The 19,519-nt window shown below is 54.5% G+C and carries 13 protein-coding genes; 3 read left to right on the top strand and 10 right to left on the bottom strand.

What is annotated here, in order from left to right; genetic code table 11:
* Position 1 precedes the first annotated feature (1 nt).
* The 9 genes from BLU07_RS00875 to tagH form a co-directional block, all read right to left on the bottom strand.
* A complete protein-coding gene (locus tag BLU07_RS00875) occupies positions 2–415 on the bottom strand; it encodes a TssQ family T6SS-associated lipoprotein (RefSeq protein WP_092383227.1) in 414 nt (137 codons plus the stop codon).
* Between the two features lie 41 nt (positions 416–456).
* Positions 457–2,844 (bottom strand): serine/threonine protein kinase, encoded by a 2,388-nt coding sequence (locus BLU07_RS00870; RefSeq protein ID WP_092383225.1) that lies wholly within the window; start codon positions 2,842–2,844, stop codon positions 457–459.
* Between the two features lie 174 nt (positions 2,845–3,018).
* Positions 3,019–3,612, bottom strand: a complete 594-nt coding sequence (tagF, locus tag BLU07_RS00865) for a type VI secretion system-associated protein TagF (protein WP_157719032.1) — start codon at positions 3,610–3,612, stop codon at positions 3,019–3,021.
* Between the two features lie 26 nt (positions 3,613–3,638).
* The gene (gene tssM, locus BLU07_RS00860; protein ID WP_092383221.1) at positions 3,639–7,235 is read right to left on the bottom strand and encodes a type VI secretion system membrane subunit TssM; all 3,597 of its coding nucleotides are present in this window, start codon (positions 7,233–7,235) and stop codon (positions 3,639–3,641) included.
* The gene (locus tag BLU07_RS00855; protein ID WP_092383219.1) at positions 7,232–8,530 is read right to left on the bottom strand and encodes a DotU family type VI secretion system protein; all 1,299 of its coding nucleotides are present in this window, start codon (positions 8,528–8,530) and stop codon (positions 7,232–7,234) included. Before BLU07_RS00855 ends, tssM begins: the two co-directional genes overlap by 4 nt.
* Positions 8,531–8,597: 67 nt before the next feature.
* A complete protein-coding gene (tssK, locus tag BLU07_RS00850; RefSeq protein ID WP_092383217.1) occupies positions 8,598–9,932 on the bottom strand; it encodes a type VI secretion system baseplate subunit TssK in 1,335 nt (444 codons plus the stop codon).
* Positions 9,933–9,965: 33 nt separating this feature from the next.
* Positions 9,966–10,529: a type VI secretion system lipoprotein TssJ gene (tssJ, locus tag BLU07_RS00845; RefSeq protein WP_092383215.1), complete on the bottom strand. Its 564-nt coding sequence runs from the start codon at positions 10,527–10,529 to the stop codon at positions 9,966–9,968.
* 23 nt (positions 10,530–10,552) lie between these two features.
* Positions 10,553–11,377, bottom strand: coding sequence for a PP2C family protein-serine/threonine phosphatase (locus BLU07_RS00840; protein ID WP_092383213.1), 825 nt, complete (start codon positions 11,375–11,377; stop codon positions 10,553–10,555).
* Positions 11,374–13,071: a type VI secretion system-associated FHA domain protein TagH gene (gene tagH / locus BLU07_RS00835; RefSeq protein WP_172830077.1), complete on the bottom strand. Its 1,698-nt coding sequence runs from the start codon at positions 13,069–13,071 to the stop codon at positions 11,374–11,376. The genes BLU07_RS00840 and tagH overlap by 4 nt, the downstream gene beginning before the upstream one ends.
* Before the next feature lie 321 nt (positions 13,072–13,392).
* Here tagH and BLU07_RS00830 point away from each other — a divergent pair, with 321 nt between their 5' ends.
* Entirely contained in the window at positions 13,393–14,226 is an 834-nt protein-coding gene (locus BLU07_RS00830) for a hypothetical protein (RefSeq protein ID WP_092383209.1), read from the top strand.
* 5 nt (positions 14,227–14,231) lie between these two features.
* Complete coding sequence (gene tssH, locus BLU07_RS00825; RefSeq protein WP_092389486.1) at positions 14,232–16,967, top strand: type VI secretion system ATPase TssH; 2,736 nt, start codon at positions 14,232–14,234, stop codon at positions 16,965–16,967.
* Positions 16,968–17,112: 145 nt separating this feature from the next.
* On the opposite strand, the gene BLU07_RS00820 is transcribed toward tssH, so the two are convergent.
* Positions 17,113–18,444 (bottom strand): sodium-dependent transporter, encoded by a 1,332-nt coding sequence (locus BLU07_RS00820; protein WP_092383207.1) that lies wholly within the window; start codon positions 18,442–18,444, stop codon positions 17,113–17,115.
* 171 nt (positions 18,445–18,615) lie between these two features.
* Here BLU07_RS00820 and BLU07_RS00815 point away from each other — a divergent pair, with 171 nt between their 5' ends.
* A complete protein-coding gene (locus BLU07_RS00815; protein WP_092383205.1) occupies positions 18,616–19,515 on the top strand; it encodes a mechanosensitive ion channel family protein in 900 nt (299 codons plus the stop codon).
* Positions 19,516–19,519 lie beyond the last annotated feature (4 nt).

Here is a 19,519-nt window from a genome sequence, read left to right as displayed (position 1 = left end):
ATCAATTCTGCTTGCCCGTGCGGGCCAATTGATATTCCGGCCCCCAGAGCGGGTGCGTCGCCTCTGCTGAACTCAGGGTAAAGTTCTGATTGATGTGTATCGCGCGCTCAAAGGCATGGCGACACATCTGTTTCCTGTCGCTGATGCAGTAGATGAAAGCCAGGTGCTTCAAGGCAGACTGCTGCGTCTGATTGCTGCCCCGCCAGATGTCTTCACTCAGCAGCCGGTGCTCCGCCTGCTGGTAATAGCCTTTCTCGTACAGTGCCAAGGCATCATCCAGTGATTGGCTGGCTCGCTGACGGGCAATCTCCTCGGCTGTCAGAGGCGGCGCTACGGTAGGCCCTGTTGCCAGACAACCTGTCAGCAGGATGGCCAACATGCCAGTCAAGGCAAAATTCTGAATCGATCGTTTCATGTCTATGCCACTTAACCCTTGGGTGTATGAAAAAGCGTCTGTCAGTCGAATGTCTGCACCAGCACTGCACGGCGCGCACTGGATATCGTTACCGTCTGCCTGGCGACGGGGGCATTCTGGTTGCGAAACTCAATGATGTGCTCCCCTTCCGGCAGCCGCAGTTCATTCAATGGCGGGGCGATACCCTGCATTTCACCGTTTACCCATACTTCTGCCCACGGGCTGACACGAAGATCGGCGAAACCAAACTGCATGGCAGCAGGGCTGTCCGTATTGGCCGGGGTCGCAGGGGCCTGCGGTTGGGCGGGAGTACGCGGAGTACGCGGGCTTTGCTGTACCTCAGTCACTCTCGGCGCCGACCTCTCGGGGACATCCAGATTGCGCGCGCCAGCACCGGAGATGAACTCATGGGCTATGAGCGGTACCCGGTCTGCATTGACCTCGATGCTGTGTGTCAGGCTGGAGAAACCCGGGTTGCGAATTTCGATGCTGCGCTGACCTACAGGTAACTGAAGTTCACGCAGGGGGGGCGTAATACCCATCAGCTCGCCATCAACCCAGACTTCTCCCCACGGCAAAACATTCAGCGCAATCTTCCCGGTGGCAACTTCCGGCGCCGTATTGCGTTCGGCCCGGGCGGGGGTGGACGTGGCTTGTGGCCGGCTGGTATTGCCGGGGCGTGGGCTGGCCGTCACCACTGGCGGAGGCTCGCTCGCCTGACTGAGGGTAATACCAGGGTTGCTGGCACCCTCTTGCGCCTCGGCGAACAAAAAGTCTTCGTTCGATAACCCAGGCGCACCCTGCTGCGCTTCCTGGCTCAGGGCAGAAAACAGCAATGCATCCTCCCCTGCTGTCTCATAGGGTACCGGGCTATGCAGGAACGGGTCCGCAAAAGGGGGTTCAGGTTGCCGGGGCACGTCGAAAAAGAGCGCCTCACCCGCAGTGGTATCCATTTGATCAACCGAAGGCTCGGGGTCTTCGTCGCTGGCCACAGCAACGTCAATGGGTGCTTCCACGTCCGGCTGGGGAACGTCGGCCAGCACACTGGCAGGCTGATCTTCATTCTGGCTGGTCAGTATGGCTGCGATCAACAGGGTGACTGACAAGGTGCCGGAGACTACGGCTGCAGCCCATGCCAAAAGACGGCGATTGCTGGGCCGATTGCCGGTCGCTTTGCGGTTGTCGGACACTGCCTGCACACTGGCTGCAGCATGGCTTTCAGGTACGGAAACCGTGCCGAGCGATTGCGGCGTTGGGGGATTGAGAAACTCATCCATATCCGCAAAAGCGTGGGTCTCCTGCTGCGGTTCCTGAGCGCTGAACACGTCCTGGTATTCACCAGCGTCAGTCCGGGCATCCGGTTCGGCGTCGCCCTGAAGTAATTGCTCCAGATCCGCGGCAGAAAGAATGACCGTTTTTTCTTCATCCAGATATTCAGGGTTTGAGTCCGCAGGCACTGCCCTGGCCATTTGTGCCTGTGACTTTGACAAGTTACTGACTTCCAGGGCATCCCGGAACTCGCGTATGGACTGCGGCCGGTCCGCTGGTTGCAAGGCAAGCGCCAGATCAATGGCCGCCAGAAACTCTCTGGAGTAACCAGTCAGCGGTTGATCACTCAGCGGCTGCAGCGAATCCTTCATCATCCGTGAAACCGACGCGCTGGGTGCCCGACCGGTTACGGAGTAATACAGCAATGCACCCAGTGCGTAGATATCGGTCCAGGGGCCCTGGGGTACGCTTTTGTCTTCTGCGTACTGTTCAATCGGCGCATAACCCGGCTTGACCACCACTGTAGGCGCATGCTCGCTGTCAGTAACCACTTTGCGCGCAGACCCCAGGTCAAGCAGAACGGGCAGCCCGTCCAGTTTGATGATGATGTTGTCCGGAGCGATATCGCGATGGTAAATCTGCTGTTCGTGGAGTAATTCCAGCACATCCAGAATCGGGGCGATGAGACCCTTGAGCCAGACTTCATTGGCGCAGCCGGGCTGGTCACGGAGCGTCTGCCGGAGTGTTTTGCCACTGTAGAGGGGCATGACCATGTAGGCCGTGCCGTTTTCTTCCCAGAAACTGAGCACTTCAACCAGGGCAGGATGCTTGAATTGGGCCAGCAAACGCGCTTCTTCGATGAAACTGTTCATGCCGGCATCGAAGGAGCTTTTGTGACGCTGTGATCTGAGGATGACCTGCGAGCTATCGGCACGACTGGCAAAGCTCGACGGCATATACTCCTTGACGGCTACCGGACGCTGCAAGGCCGTATCCATCGCCGCATACACAATACTGAAGCCACCCTGCCCCAGAGGGGAAAGGAGCTCAAATTCCTTTAATCGTGTTCCTGAAGGCAGCGCATTGACACAGGGAGCGTCAGGATTGCCTGCGCTATCCATATCAAGTAACGATGATCGGGCTGTTGACGAGGCATCCATGCAACATACTTCCTGGGGCGAGGTCCGTTTCTGACAGGCGCTGAGTCTAAGGTAGCCCTATCCCATAAATCAACGGCCTTTGGGCCTCTCTGCGCCTCTAAATTGTCGTTTTGTGAAGCAGTGCACACTTTTAATCAACTTTCTGCCGTTTAAGGCGCCTGAATGCGTCAGCAGTCACCCCGAAAACAAATAGGGGAATATTTTTTCTGCCGCTGAATTCTCAAATACAGTCGGTTCCGTCATCTCGGATCCACTCAGGCGCCACCAAAGCGAGCGCGTTCCCCCGATTGAACAGGAATCACCTATCCCGGCATCGAACACAGCGCTGTTACCCGCCTTTATCGTCAACTCGCGGGAGCACACCAGCCTGTCATAGAGCTCGCCTGGACTCAGGCGCTGATGCAATGCATGCAGGGCGTCGGCACTGGCGTGGGCAAGGGCGCTTGCCAGTATTGCGTGATCGATGTCCTCTTCCTGGGACATTTCAAGCATGACCACCAAAGGAAATAGCCGCCCGACGCGATCAATGCTGGGCATTATGAAACCGGCGACAGCGTTATGACTCCACACGTTCTTTGGCAAAATAAAACAACATATGGGCGATACCATGTAGCGCTCATAATGAGGCGAGCTGTTCAAATCCATTGAATCCATTCCGGCCTGAAGCCAGGCATCTATCAAGGAGATAGATGCTCCGGACAAGCCTCTATGCACAAAGTCGCCAACTGATGGAATCTTTCCATAAAACCCAAACGCAAACTTCTGCATAACTGCGGAATTCACTATTTGCCCCCTTACAGAACCGGACATCTGAAATTGGTAAAGTCAGAAAGCATGAAGGGGCTTTCTACACTACTGGCGGTTACTTCGAGTACCAATTTGTTCCCGTTTACAACAAAGGTTGAAATGAACTTTTCCGGTCCACCCGAGCGCCGGTTCTCCGCCTCATCAAAAAACCGCAACGCTGCCCAGGGGCCTTCCTTGACCACTGATGCTCTCTGACCACTGGAATCAGCCAACTCGACTCGCACCTGGGTTGCCCCTCGTGGTCCGGGCCATTTCACCTGATACTGCATTTGTGGCCCATGCGCATAGCGGAAAACCTGGCCATCAAAATCAAAGTTGGCAAATGCGATCGAGGCATCCATTTCGATCACCTTGAAGGTGAATGCCATCTGCGGTGCAGCACTCCCATGCTGGAACATGACGTCGCGGATGCGCGCCGCCCGCTGAAAGGAGTGGACAGGGACGTTGACGCCGCCCGCTTGGCGCATAGTCCAGACCGGGGCCGTGGTATCGACTCGCTGTCTCAAGTGCTCCTGGAAGAACTGGTCGAACATGCCGCCATGGCTGAACAACCGGGTAAAGTCAGCTGTCGTCACATCCCTGCTGGAGCCACGCTGGAAAGGGTAACGGCCATTGACTGCCGTTCGGCAGAACCGTCCTATACGGCTTTCCAGTTCACCTGACAGGCTTTTATGGGTGCTTCCCGAAATCTGCTGATCACTGGCATCCGCCAGATTTTCCAGCATGGTACGCAACGGAACTGGCAGCTGTGCCGCTTCAGCACGAACGCGGGTCAAGTCAACGCCCTGGGGAGACGCCAGGGTGGCCGAGGTGACACCACTTCGAGCTGCTGCGTCCGTACTCGACAGCGTCATGTAAAGATCGTTGAACATGTTGATGACCGAATCCAGGGGGACTGCACCACCGTCACCTTCAACCATTCGCCGGATCGGCTGAAAGCGGTCATCAACAATCAGTTCCAACTGTTCAATATCACCTCGGCGCTGAAATATATCCGGCCCTGCCACACGCTCGACATCGGACATTGTGGTGGTTACCCGCATCTTGGCCCGACCCAGCAATGAATATTGATCATTGGATGTTTTCTGGGTGCCCGCCAGCAGGTGCGTTTCCTTGGCGACCGAACGCAGGAATTGGGCAACAGGAGAATCCGGGGCTGACAGCACGCGAGCGACCTCGAGGCTCTGCGTCATCGATGTCGTGTTGATCAGCCGGATATCAGCAAGATATTCCTCCCACTGATTGACGTATTCATGCAGATACAACCTTTTTACATCGCGTTGCAGGCTACTTTGGAAAATTTCATCCCTGAAATCAGTCTCTATATGACCCGCGTTTCCTAACACCCAGCTTTCTTCCCGATGAAGCGCCCCCAGCGCCGAACTGATCTCCGGCAAAAACAGCTTGTGATAGCCATTATAGGTGTACAAGAGGGGGATGCCTGACGTTAAAGGCTTGCCACTTTCCCGGGAAAAAACCAGCATCGCTTGCGGCCCTGCAGCCTGGGCAACGTTGAATTCTCCGGTCACGGCTTCGGTCAGGCTTCTTTTTATTCGGCTATAGGCTCTATGCGCAAAGCTGTAGGCAGCCAGTTCAGAGCGTTTACTCTTGACCATGCCCTCATCCAACTGAAATGGCGAAGCCACGTAGTCATGGAACAGCAGGTTGCGCAAGTGGTAATCCATTCTGTCACGCTGGGCCCCCTGAATGCTCGCCGGCAAGTTGGCATGCCAGTCCGCGATGACAAAATCATAAAGATCATTGGCATCGTAATGCATGGCATCATAAAACATGAGGTAGGCTTTCAACGCCTCATAGGACACCTCAAGGTTGCCTTCGGCTGGCTGGGAAAGAATATATTCCAGCCGTTTTATGACCCGCGGCAACAGTGTACTTTCAAGGGTAGCCTTATACTTCAGGTCAGAAGCAGAATGCACTTTATACCCTTGATACAAGCCGAACCTGTGACTATAGGGCGGCTGATCGAATACAAACTGTCTGCTGTCTGCCAGCATGTCCATTTGATCGAGTACTTGTATTATTTCATACAGACTTTGGCCACGGGTTTCTCTGAGCGCGTCGAGATCGCCCTCAAGAAAATCAACTTTACTGTCAACGAATTCAAGGTGGTCCGTGTTTTTCTTGTAGCTTGAAATCCATAAAGCACAGGTAATCGCCAGTGAGGCAATTACCAGCCCATGCCCGCAGTAATTGAGGAAAGCCTCGCGTCGTTCAGCTTTCAGGTTTCGACCGGCCAGGTGTGCTTCCCTGAAAATCACTTTTTTCAGCAAATCTTCAAGAAAGAAGCTCTTTCCTTTTACCGGAGAGCTTTGCAGCGTCACCCGTGCGTCGCAACCCAGGTTGTTGCCAAGTACGCTCAGCACACGATCAAACGGCGTACCTTCCTGGGTACCGCTGGTGAAATATACCCCTCGCAGCAGTACATTGTCGGTAAATTGATTGTTGGTGAATACCTCAGCCACAAGATCGCACAGCAGCGGTGACACGTTTGCAAAATTCTGGGGTAACGAATAGGCCCTGGCACGACGTGACAGTTCATTTTCATGCAACATCAGCTTGGGCAGATCGTCGTGCAGGCGCTTTGTAAGCTGGTCCATTTCCCGCAGCAGCTCAGCTTTGTCCGCGACACGCCCATTGTCGTTACAGGGCAGCGTGAACCCCCACACCTGAGCCCGTTCCTCCCTGTTCAAGGCCGAAAAATACTCGTTGAAACCACCCAGAAGGTCGGCTTTGGTTACCAGCACGTAGACTGGCAGCACGATTCCCAATCCGGAATTCAGCTCATTCAGACGTGCGCGCAACCGCTTCATATGCTGTGCGCGACCCTCCGCATCCTCGCCAAGCAGGTCCTGGATGGAGATGGTCAGGATGGCACCATTCAGGGGTTGTTTGGGACGATACTTTTTCAGAAGATTGAGAAAGCCGTCCCACTCCGCCTTATCAAGACTTGCATCACTATCCTGAGTGGTATAACGCCCAGCCGTGTCTATCAGCACAGCTTCATCGGAAAACCACCAGTCGCACTGACGCGTTCCACCAATCCCTTTGATGCTGTCTTTGCCCGTGCTTTCCTCCAGCGGAAAGCTCAAACCACTATTGACCAGTGCCGTGGTTTTACCGGAACCAGGTGCACCAATGAAAACGTACCATGGCAACTGATACACGTAGCGCTTGCGCAAACGCTGCCAGAAGCCTTCATTGCCCGAGGCCATTTTCATTGTTTTCAACTGCCCCATCGCCTTCACGAAATGGCTGGAGATCGAGTCAATTGATTCTTGATGAACGCTGTCTTCAGGGCCGTCATTTTTAGAAATGCCGGCCATTGCATTCATCAGCTTGGCGTTCATTCTCTTGGCGACCCAGAAGTAGATAAGCACCCTGAGCAGAATCAGAAAATAGACGACGCCAATGACAACAAGTCGATTGAATACTGGCGCCAGAGGCCGCCACTCCGCAAAGGCAAACAGCGGGCCCGCGTACCATATGAACGCGGTAAAAGCGATAATGCCAATGATGATAAAAGTGATTCGATTAAAAATCAGCCGGTAAAGTCTGCGCATCATTTAATCTCAAAAGTAAGTTCTGCAGGCGTTGCAAAAATGGTAATTTCGACACGTCGATTCATGGCTCGACCCTCCGCCGTGTCATTGGAGACAACAGGTTCTAATTCAGCACGACCTACTGTTGAAATTCTTGCAACATCGGTAACGGATCTTGACAGGATGGCAGCCACTGAATTGGCGCGCTCCAGAGACAGATGCCAATTGGATGGAAAGCGGATGGTTCGGATGGGTATGTTGTCGCTATGCCCTGCAATGACGACATCCCCCTTGGCGGCTTGCAAGGCAGCGCCAATTTTATCCAGCACGGGAAGGTAACGATTGCGAACCGTTGCGCTACCCGAGTCATACAGACCATCACCCAGGATGATGACCCTGCTGTATTCCGGCGTTTCATCAACGGACACCAGGCCGGCATTGATTTCCTCCAGAAGGAACCTGGTGAATCTTGCCTGTACCGGTGGCGAGGGTGCGACCTTTGGCAACTCAGGCACTTCCAGCCTGCTGATAGCAGAGAATGTAAAGTCTGATTTGTCAGCCAGTTTGAAAGTGAACAGTACAAACACCATAAAGCCAATCAGCAGGGCGACGAGCAAGGACACCCAGACGGGAATAACATTCCACACTTTTGAAGCAGCTGCTTCTACGCCGCGCCAGTTCAGGGAAAGCGCCTTGGCGTATTCGTCGCGATGCGTCTTGATGATCTCCGCCAGCCTTGCTCGCAAGCTCTCCAGTTGCGTTCGCCCGTTATTGACTACCTTGTAGCGTCCTTCGAATCCCAGGCAGATGCAGTAATACATCATCTCCAGCAAATCCACATGCTGTGACGGTGATTGCGACAGCTTTGCAAGCAACTGGAAAAACTTCTCACCGCCCCAGGTTTCATTATGGAAAGTTACCAACAAACTATGCTTGGACCATGTGCCTGAACCGCCCCAAGGGGTCTGTGCTGCCGTCTCATCCAGTACGGTGCACAGGCAATACCTCGCCGCCATGACATCATCGCGGGCGATCCCTTGTGACTTGGCCCTCGATTCAAAGCTTTTAATCTCTTTGACCAGATAGTCACGCAGCTTTTCCGGCTCTGAGTTATGTACCAGTGTGCGTATCTGGTAAATCAGATTCAGCAATGGATTAGCCGCAGCTATCAGGCGATTGCTACCTGAATGAATCTGGAATTCATCGGCAAATTGAAACGCAGCCGGCGTGTCAGCTTGCCTTGGTTCCGAACCACCAGGATTGGGGACCGCGAAAACCCTGTCAGTACTATTTCTGCCGGTATTGTGATGTTGTGTCATAGGTGTTCACAGCCACTCTTGAAAGCCCGAACGTACGCGTGCTTGCAGTAAAAAAGGCTCACTCTTTTCATTTGCGAATCGCCCAGCATTCAAGTTCGAGATTGGGGAACTCTCCAGCCACATGCAGCGCAAAGGCACCCGAGTTCTGGATATCACCCCACAGCTCGCCATTACACTCCATCTCGAAGTAGTTGTAGCCAGAGTGGTAAGGGATTTCTCTTGGCGCAATGGGCAGGGGTTTTATCTTGACGCCGGGCAAATGCAAGTTGACCAGGTCTCTTATTTTACTGGTAGGCCCGATCTTGACTTGGCTCAGGAACTGAGTGCGCAACATCTCACCGGTAATACTTGCATGTGCAGCGATGATGAAGTTAGCGCTTTTAAGCAACGTCTTGTCACCCACGTGGCCCACATAGATGCCATAGTTCTTTTCCTGCAGATCAATCTGAATCGCCGTTTGCTCAAGCACTTGCGACAAACTTTCCCGCATCACCAACATCAGCGGTTCAAAACAGTCTCGCAAGTTATCGTGATTGTATTTCGGCATTTCTGCAGGCCGCCGGGGGCTTTTCGAGAAAGCTGCCAATTCACCGACAATCTGTATCATCAGCTTGTAAAGCGATTCGGGGTGCTGCTTGCTGCACTCGGCCGCGTGCCACAGCACTGGCTGGTACCGGTTCAACATTTGCAGCATCAGGAATTCAGAAACCTGCGACACCCCACCACGGCCGGGCTGGTTCAGACGTTCGGCCAATACATCCGCCCGTTGATACACAAGCCCCAGGGACTCAACAATCCAGGCATGAAAAACATGATTGCAGCCACTTCTCAACAGCGGCGGTACAAAGTCTTTTTCCAGTACCAGTTGACGATTGTTTTTGCATTCTATGACCTTTGCCACAGCCAATGCCGTCCATGCATCGGTTAACTCTTTCCCCATGAGCAATCTGAAGCGGGGTATCCCTGTCTGCAGTTCAGCAGGATCACCGCCAATAGAGTTGCAGTCATTGACATCGTCGTCAGAGACAATATATCGGGCCAAGGAACCAGACTTTTCTTCAAAAATGGTTTCTTCTACGCCAGGCCTTTTCAAGGGGAGTGCCAGATAGATGATTTCCCCTACGGCACCTTCTACAAAGCCTTTGGGTTCTGGCCCATCACACATATCGGGGAAACTGAAGGGCGTCCCGTCTGGAAGTATCCCTTCAGCCTGCAAAAGACGTATTTTCCCTATCGCCAGCGCAGCGGTATCCAACTCCAGATTCTTGAACCCCCAGTAATAGGGTTCACTCGCCAGATTGCGCTCGTGTAGACAGTACTCGATATATCGTTCTTGCTGTTGAAAGTGCTGAGGGCGCAAGAACATCCCTTCTGACCATACGACCTTGTTGTTAAATCCCATAACGTCATCCCTGTCTTTACTGCAAGCATCTGACTATTTTATGTTCTCTGAAATTCTGACTTCGTTTTCATGCAACGACACATACAGACTCCATCCCTTGTTGCGCATCAGCCAGCCCGTCGGCATGATGACTGATCCCAACCCGCCATCCGATTTGGCGGGTCGTTGCTTGATATCTCGCCACACACTTCCTTCAAGATCTCTGAACGAAGCAACAACACCGACATAGGCATATCCGTCATCAACATACATTCTCTTCTGTACGGCCTGGCCAGGCACCACGATGACACTTTCATTCATCAGCAGGTCTTGCCTCAAGGCTTGCTCGGGCGAGGCCACCAGGTCGAAATAGTCCTGTTCCAGGAAAGCATTGTCATCTCTCAGGAAATAGACATGCACCTCTACGGGTGACGCCCGTTCATTCAAATCCGGATTTATGAGCGTGCTGGAATTTATCTGCAATGTGACAAGCGTTTCATGATCCGGACTGACGCTCTTCGCGCAGCCGGCCAATAACAGAAGCACTACAAATCCTGCGATAACTTTAACTGTCACGCCTTGCGAAACATTCATGTTATTCACCACACCTTTGGCCACAATAGATCCTGGCGTTTTGCCGGTCAGAGCGCATTGTTTTCATCACTGAGGTCATGTTTTACCCAGGGAACCGTCATCTCATGGGGTGTTCCCAGCCAGATTGCCAATCCGCTGTAGTTGTCGTGCCCCTTTTTGGCTCTTTGCTCAAGGAGGTTTTCCATCCTGAGCAGCCATTCCTGTGCAGCGGTCGAATGCATTAACTGCTCCTGCATCTCTTCTTCGTTCACCAACTCCCAAAACCCGTCGGTGCACAAGAAAAATACGTCTCCTTCACACGTATCAAATACTGATTCGCTCACTTCAACATCGATTTCCTCTGGCATCCCCAAAGCGGCGAACAACATATTTCTGTCTTTGTGATTTCTGCTGCCATCCCCGTCTACCAGGCCTGCGTCTATGTAACGCTGCACGACGCTGTGATCTTTCGTCAGCTGTATAAACTCACCGCGCCTGAACAGGTAAAGCCGTGTGTCTCCTATATGAGCCCACAGCGCCTTTCCCCCTTCGGGGTCAAGAAACAGCCCGACAATGGTTGCACTCATTTTGCTCAGGCGCTCACTCAGACCCTGCCCATACCGAACTGCCGAGTTAACCTGTTTCATCAGATTTTTTACGTTATCCGTACTGAATTCCGGATGGGAGCTGAAAGCACTCAGGGCAGTTCTTACCGCTGTCTCGGAGGCCACTTCACCGCCACCGTGACCACCGGCACCGTCAGACACTATAAAACAGGCACTGTCATTGGTTACGCAGTAACCACATGCATCCTCATTATTCTCACGACCCCCTTGACGCGACAAACTGGCATACTCAATTTGCATGCCGTTGCTCACTACAAAGGTGTTCATTGTTCACGCCCTGAATAAATGCGTTCTATTTCATCTTCGTAGGAAAGTACGAATGCCTTCTCGATCAATGCTGCGAAACTTTCCTTGTCATCCGCTATCTTCTTGTAGCGGAGTTTGTGCCTGCGCCACATCTTTGCTTCTTTGAATACGGGCAGCAGTCGCTCCAACGCCCCGATTTCTTCGGTATTCTCTACCGTTTTTTCCGGGCTGAGTTTTTCCACCAGATCGCTTGCTGCAGTACGTGCACCCGCCAGCAGTCCCAGCTGATGCGCAGAGAGGTCGTCATAAGCATCTTCAATCGCTTCAATCGGCGGCATAAACCCACTGAAGCGTTTACCCAACAACTGCTGTAGTGCTGAAGCGCCATCGGGGGCAAACTTCAGTGGATTATTTCCTGCGCTCGCGATAATGGTGACATTCGCGCGCATTTCATGCTTGGTGATCGACCGTGAGTGCATCAACCTTACCGTTCCATCACTGAATGCCCGCAACAGCATTCCGAGGTCGTGCATGATATCCGACGTCAACTCAGGTAGAGATTCTTCTGATATCCCACAGCCTTGAGCCAGCGCTACTTTCATTGCATCGGCGGAATGATGTGCTGTTACCGCTGTTTGCTGTTTACGTGTACGCGGTGATTCCTGCGGTTGCTGCGGTTGCTGCGGTTCCCGAGGCTCTTGAGGTTCTTGAAGTTCTTGAAGTTCTTGAAGTTCTTGAAGTTCTTGAAGTTCTTCGACAGCGGGCTCGGGCTGCGGTGCTTCGTCTGGTGAGTCTGAGCGACTCTCAAGCAGCGACATGAGGCTGTCATCGGCCGCGGGCTGCTGCTCCGCAACCTCTTCAATCGGGGTGCTGTCGGGCGGAGTAGCGGGCTCGTCAGTTGCCTGTTTTGCTTCAGCGTCCCGACGCGGCGGCTGATTCAGGTTGATGATTCCCTGTATTTCCGGCCCATGGTCCAGTGCCAGGGTTTCCACCGCTGTCTCGCTGCCACCTTCGCCAAACAGCTTCATGGGGTCCAGTTTTTCATCCACCAGTTCAAGCACTGCGCCCTTATCTGGTTTCTGCTCTTCCATCAACTGATCCGCGCGATCAGGCTCCAGGGGATCAAGACCTTGTAGCAGTGCCCTGGCTTCGATGTCAGCAAAGTCGCCAAGCGACTGGACCTGTGTCTCTGTTGACTCAACCGGCTCGCTGTCCGGCAAGGCAAAGACATCATAGTCATCCGGAATCTGGACCATTCCGCTATCTGTGGGCTTCGGTGGTTCAGCAATTCCCCACGCGTTTGCAGCAGCAGCTTGCTGTTGTTCATCCGTGTCTGCGTCTGTGTCCGTATCTGTGTCCGGTGCAATGCTGGACTGGGTTGTCCTCACCTCCAGCAAATACTTGCCCATGACTATCTTGTCGCCCGCACTGACGTGTGCGCTCGCCCCAGGTCTCACCTCTGTTCCATTGATCAGTACGCTGCTTTGACTGCTCACATTGGACAGTTCAGCGTTTTTGGCAGCTCTGGAGATTTTTGCCTGAAATCGCGAGACTTGACGGGCGGGGTCATCAAGCACCATGTCATTGCCTGGATTACGCCCGATAGTAAGGCCGGCACGGCCCTCCAACTGACACACAATTGGCTCCGGAACCGGTTCACCACCGTATGCGATCACGGCCACTTCCAAGCCGACAGCTGACATGCTGAATCCCATTGTTTGTCCTTCCCTGGCTTCTCGCATCGACACGTTCATCGATAGCAAAAATTTGACAGTTTCATAGCGGACGCCACTATAGCCTGTATCGCCTGCCGTTTAAATCGTCGAAAATGTGACGCGGTTCACAAAATGAGAAGCTTTATTGAATTGAACCGATCTGCGCTCCTGTATATCCTACGCCTCGAGTCGCAAGCATGGATGCGTTGACCACCCTTCCTGCAGTCCATTCCTTCGCCTCAATTGATATTTACGTCTTCAGTCCGTCTCGGATCGGTTACGGGCTCTTGCCATCAGTCATCATTGCTCTACGGGATCGCCATGCAACTCAAAAATCGATTTACCAAGACCCTCGCGTCCTTCTGTGCGCTTGCGGTCGTTGCCCTGATACCCTTTTCGTCTTCTGCAAGCGAGGTGGATCCCGGGCTTGTGCTTGCCGTCGAACAGATATGGCGTGGTGAGGCGCCTGCAACCAGTCTGTTGAGCTCAAGCTTCAGCCTGCATACCAATAAGGACACCCTGATCCACAAACCCGATGTGAATAACGGCATCAACTACATCAGCCAAGGCTCTTCAGGCCCGCAAATCGAGTTTCTGCGTCGCCGCTTTGAGGTAACTGACAGTCCATGGGGCGGCTTCCCTCATCTGGATACAACGCAAGCGCACCTTTCCCAGATCAATATTCCACGCAAGAACTATCTGGTGCTGTCGGCCCCCGGCAATGACCTGTTCAGCATTGGCGACTGGACGCGCTTTTCGTTTTTGCATGTTCTTGATGTTTCACGCCGCAACCGACCGGTTCACTACCCTCTGGTAGCCGAAGCCAATCTCGGAATCCGGGTGCTGGGACGTTTGCCAGGCTCGAATACGCTGAATTACGCCCGGCTGGTTCCGAGCCAGTGGCGCGCAGGCCACCACCCGACAGCCTATGAGGTCACCCTGTATTCACTTGAGTCCAGAGGCCCGCAGAAAGTCATGGAAGAGGGCAAGCCAGTGGCTTACACCCTGGCACGCCGCGGTTCATCGTGGGCACTCGACCCGACCACCGAGACACCGGTAACCGACGAACGTGATGAGCATTCGCGCCCATTCACCGCGCGCCCGACCCCGTATCCCGCCTCACTGGCTTCAGCAACCAGCCAGCAAGGACAATGAAGCCAATGAGCGCAATCAGTCGAATCGACCTTTTCGGAAAGCTCAACCCGCTGCTCTACAAGGCCGTTGAAGGGGCCACCGTTTTCTGCAAGCTTCGCGGCAATGCCTACATAGAAGTGTCGCACTGGCTGCATCAACTGTTGCTGGCTGACGATAATGACCTCCACCGCATCGCGCGGCACTTTGGCCTTGATGCCGGAAAACTGGCTGCCAGCCTCAATACGGCCATTGACCGGTTACCCTCAGGCGCCAACCAGATTACTGACTTCTCGGATGACATCGAATTCAGTATTGAGCGCGCCTGGGTCTACAGCACCCTGCTGTTCGGGCTTTCCAGTATCCGTAGCGGGTCGCTGCTGTTTGCCATGCTCAAGACCGATCGTCTGCAGCGCGTGCTGGCCAGTATCAGTCCTGACCTAGCGGCTATCGACCCCGAGGCGCTTCATCAGTCATTTTCTTCCATAACCGACGGCTCTCCGGAAGACATTCAAGGACCTTCAGACCAGAGTCATCTGGCAGGCCTGGCACCCGGCGAATCCAGTCAGTCCATGTCGCCAGCGGCGATGGGCAAACAGGACGCCCTCAAACGTTTTGCGGTCGACCTTACCGAACGCGCGCACAATGGCGAGATTGACCCGGTCATCGGCCGCAGCCCGGAAATTCGACAGCTGGTCGATATTCTCATGCGTCGCCGACAGAACAATCCGTTGCTGACCGGCGAGGCCGGTGTGGGCAAGACCGCCGTAGTAGAAGGCTTTGCCCTGCGCATAGCTGAAGGGGACGTACCGCCTCCGCTGCAAGGGATTCGCCTGCTGATGCTGGATGTGGGGCTCCTGCAAGCCGGCGCCAGCATGAAAGGTGAATTTGAGCAGCGCCTCAGCCAGATTATCGACGAGGTTCAGAGCAGTCCGGTCCCCATCATTCTGTTCATTGATGAAATACATACGCTTATCGGCGCAGGCGGCGCCGCTGGAACGGGCGATGCCGCCAACCTGCTGAAACCCGCCCTGGCTCGAGGCAACCTGCGCACCATAGGTGCGACCACCTGGAGCGAGTACAAGAAGCATATCGAGAAGGATCCCGCTCTTACCCGGCGTTTTCAGGTGATTCAGATTGACGAGCCTGATGAGGACAATGCGATTGATATGCTCAGGGGCTTGGTCGGCGCTCTGGAGACACACCATGACGTCCATATTCTGGATGAAGCTCTGAAGGCGTCAGTGCGGCTTTCGCATCGGTATATACCGGCAAGACAACTGCCGGACAAAGCTATCAGTCTGCTGGATACCACCTGTGCGCGGGTGGCCATCAGTCAGCACACCCTGCCTGCCGCACTGGATGACTGCCAACGCCGAATTGCCGGTCTTGAAGCCGAGCTGTCGATCATTGCCCATGAAAAGAGCTTCGGCATTGATGCTGACACCCGGGAGCAACACTGCCTTCAGGCACTGGCAGACGCGCGAGATGAAGCGTCTCGATTGCAGGAACGCTGGGACGAAGAGCGCGCCTTGGCCCGTCGCCTGGTAGAGCTGCGCAATCTGCTCAAACAACCCCAGGCAGACACAGCGTCGGATTCGGATTCGGATTCGGATTCGGATTCGGATTCGGATTCCAGGCAGGATGCAACTGAAGCCGAACTGGCACAGTATATGGACGAGCACCAGACTATTGTTCAGCAATTGGCGACCCGGCAGGGCGAGTCACCTCTGGTTCTTCCGGCCGTAGACGAAAGTTCAGTGGCGGCAGTGCTTGCAGACTGGACCGGTATTCCTGTCGGCAAAATGTTGCGCAATGAAATAACCACGGTGCTGAATCTGGGCGACACGCTGGAACAGCGCGTGGCTGGCCAGCGGCATGCCCTCGACATGATCAGTCGTCGTATCCAGACAGCCCGTGCCCGCCTGGACAACCCGGACAAACCCATTGGCGTTTTCATGCTGGCCGGCCCATCCGGTGTTGGCAAGACCGAAACCGCCCTGGCATTGGCCGAAACACTCTACGGTGGTGAACAGAACCTCATCACCATCAACATGAGCGAATTCCAGGAAGCTCACAGCGTTTCCACCCTCAAAGGCGCTCCACCGGGCTACGTGGGTTACGGTGAAGGCGGCGTCTTGACCGAAGCCGTTCGCCGCAAGCCCTACTCGGTGGTATTGCTGGACGAAATCGAAAAAGCCCACCCGGATGTACACGAGCTGTTCTTCCAGGTGTTTGACAAGGGCAGGATGGAAGATGGAGAAGGTCGTCAAATCGACTTCCGCAATACCATCATCCTGCTGACCTCGAATGTTGGCACCGATCTGATCATGCAGCTGACCCAGGAACCCGAGCTGATGCCCGAGTCGGACGCGCTCGCAAAAGCCCTGCGCCCTGCGCTGCTTGATGTTTTTCCGCCGGCATTTTTGGGGCGTCTTGTGGTGGTGCCTTACTATCCACTCTCTCGGGACACGCTTGAGCAGATTGTCCGCTTGCAGCTTGAGCGCATCTGCCGACGCACGTCAACGCAACACGACATCAGCTTCACCTACGCCCAAGAGGCCGTCGATCTGATCATACGTCGTTGCAGCGAAGTGGAGTCTGGCGGACGGATGATCGACGCCATTCTCACTCAAACCGTATTGCCCGCTATCAGCCATGAATACCTGACGCGCCTGAGCCAGGGCAACGGCCTCGTCTCGGTACATATGACTGCCAGCAAGGACGATTTCACTTTCACCTTTGAAGATACCAGGGAGCCCTGAGCAGGGGACGATGGGTACTAGTGCCGAGAATCACGCTGCCCCGGGATGCGGTATTTTCTCTTGAGCCTGAAGCACCTGGGTATCCCTGCCAGGTGCGACAGCTCTACCCGCGCAGGATAGATGGAGTCCGATCATTGCCTGTCATTCAATCGGCCAATCCTCCACCCAGCAACCAGATCAACAGCACCCAGCCGAGTACCAAAAAGGGTAGCCACCGGCCAACGATATATATGCGCCACTCCCACCAGTGTGAGCGGGTGCCCAACCCTTTGCGCAAACGCATGGGTTTGACCATCCAACAGAAGAAACCAGCGCCCAGAACGCCCGAAAAAAGCACCACCTGACCGCCCACCAGTTGGTCGATCCAGTCCAGCACCGGTGTGCCACCTACGCTGAGTTCGAGCGGAGAAAAGCTGAGCGCCGACGGTAAACCCAAGGCCAGCATCATAACCGCAACCATCCCAACGGCGCGGAGATTGCTTACTCCAAACTCTTCGGCAATGGCGCTGACAATCACCTTCAACCCCGCCAGGCAGGAACTGAAAGCGGCCATAAAGAACAACAGGAAAAACGCCATCGCCACCGGCACGCCCCAGCTCATGTTTTCAAACACGACGGGCAAGGTACTGAAAGCCAGCTGGCTGCCCTGACCCGGGTCCATGCCATAGGTAAACACGAAGGGAAAAATCATCCAGCCGGCCAGCAAGGCAATCCCGCTTTCAGTGACGCCAACAATCAGACAGGCGCGAGGCACATGCGCCTTAGCCGGGATGTAACTACCGTAAGTCACCAGATAACCCTGCCCGATCGCCAGCGTGTAAAACCCCTGGGCGAAGGCCATGATCCACAACTCTGATTCTTGCCAGGCAGAAAAGTCGGCATACAACAGAAATTCTTTGGCTTGCTGCCAGCCTTCCATTTGCGATGCAGTGATGACCAGAGCGATGATGATGATCAGCAGCACCGGCATCAGAATCTTGGAAAAGGCTTCCAGCGCGCCAATACCCCTGATCAGTACCAGACTGCTCAGGGCAATGATGCCAAGAAAGTAATAGACCGAGGCATAGCCCGCGGAAAAATCGCTGAACACCTGCAAATCGTCGCGTATGGCATCCACTGCATACCCCAGGGTCCAGCCGGTAATCACCAGATAATAACTGGAGATAATCACCGTCAGTCCGACCACGAACCATCCGTACCAGGCGCCCCAGCGATGAACCTGGCGATAGGTATGCACCGTATTGCCTTGTGCCAGGCGGCCGGCCGCAACTTCGAGATACATGATCGGCAAACAGACAATAAAAAGAGCGATCAGGTAGGCCAGAATAAAGGCACCTCCCCCATACTCACCGACCATGTAGGGGAAGCGCCAGAGGTTACCCAGGCCGACAGCAGCAGCGGCCATGGAAAATATAAAAGCCGGCTCTGAGGACCATTGGCCGCGGGTTTTCGCGGTTTCCGCCCCCGGGTTGGACATAACGACTCCTGTAAATTCGGCTGGCAAAGCCAACTACTCTAACAGCGGGTCAATACCTGCTTGCAAGCCATACGCTGACCGGCAAGGCCGCAGACTTTGATCCGCCGCAGTGAATCGGGCACTATCGGCACATTGATTCCACCCTCCTTTCACTTTGGCCAATGTCACCCCATGGACACCCTGCTCAACACCTTCACTGAAAGCGTTTTCCTCGGCAAACTGATCAGCAGCGGGCTCTTGATCATTGCCCTGAGCATGGCCTATCGACTGGGTGCGGCCAGCATTCGTCGCGTGAGTTGGTCGACCCACGAATCACAGCGTCGTTGGCTGGTCATGGCGCGCTATCTGGCGGTGATTGCCTGTATTTTCCTGCTGATTGTGGTGTGGGCTGATCAGCTGCGGACTCTGGCGCTATCCGTCGTTGCCTTTGCTGCGGCGATCATTCTGTCGACCAAGGAATTGTTGATGTGCTTCACCGGCGGGATGCTGCGTTCCAGTGCCGGCATGTTCTCTTTGGGTGACCGTATCGAAGTCAAGAAATTGCGTGGCGATGTGATCGATCTGACCATGTTGACCACCACCATTCTGGAAATTGGCCCGGAGCAGTTGTCGCACCAGCACACCGGGCGCGCGATCGTATTACCCAACTCGACTTTTCTCAGCGAAGCGGTGATCAACGAAAGTTTTACCGAGGACTATGTTCTGCATATCTCGGTAGTGCCGCTGTCACGCAAGGATGACTGGTCCCGTGCGGAACGTCATCTGTTGCAGGCGGCCAATGAGGTATGCGGAGAGTTTATCCAGGCAGCGCGGACACATCTGTCGCGTCTCGGCAAACAACAGGGGATTGATGTGCCCTCGGTGGAGCCACGTATCACCCTGCTGTTTCCCAAGCCGGAAGAGATCAATTTGCTGGTGCGTTTTCCAGTACCGGCACGCAAGAAAGGCCGTACCGAGCAAGCCATGCTGCGGCGCTATCTGACCCTGGAAACCGAAGCGGCCAAGGAAGCCGTCAAGGAAGAACACGCCGGTGAGGAGCAGACGGACGGAGCCCCCACAAGCAACAACTGAATTC

The organism is Halopseudomonas salegens, assembly GCF_900105655.1.
GTDB lineage: Bacteria > Pseudomonadota > Gammaproteobacteria > Pseudomonadales > Pseudomonadaceae > Halopseudomonas > Halopseudomonas salegens.
This window is presented reverse-complemented; position numbering and strand designations above follow the sequence as displayed.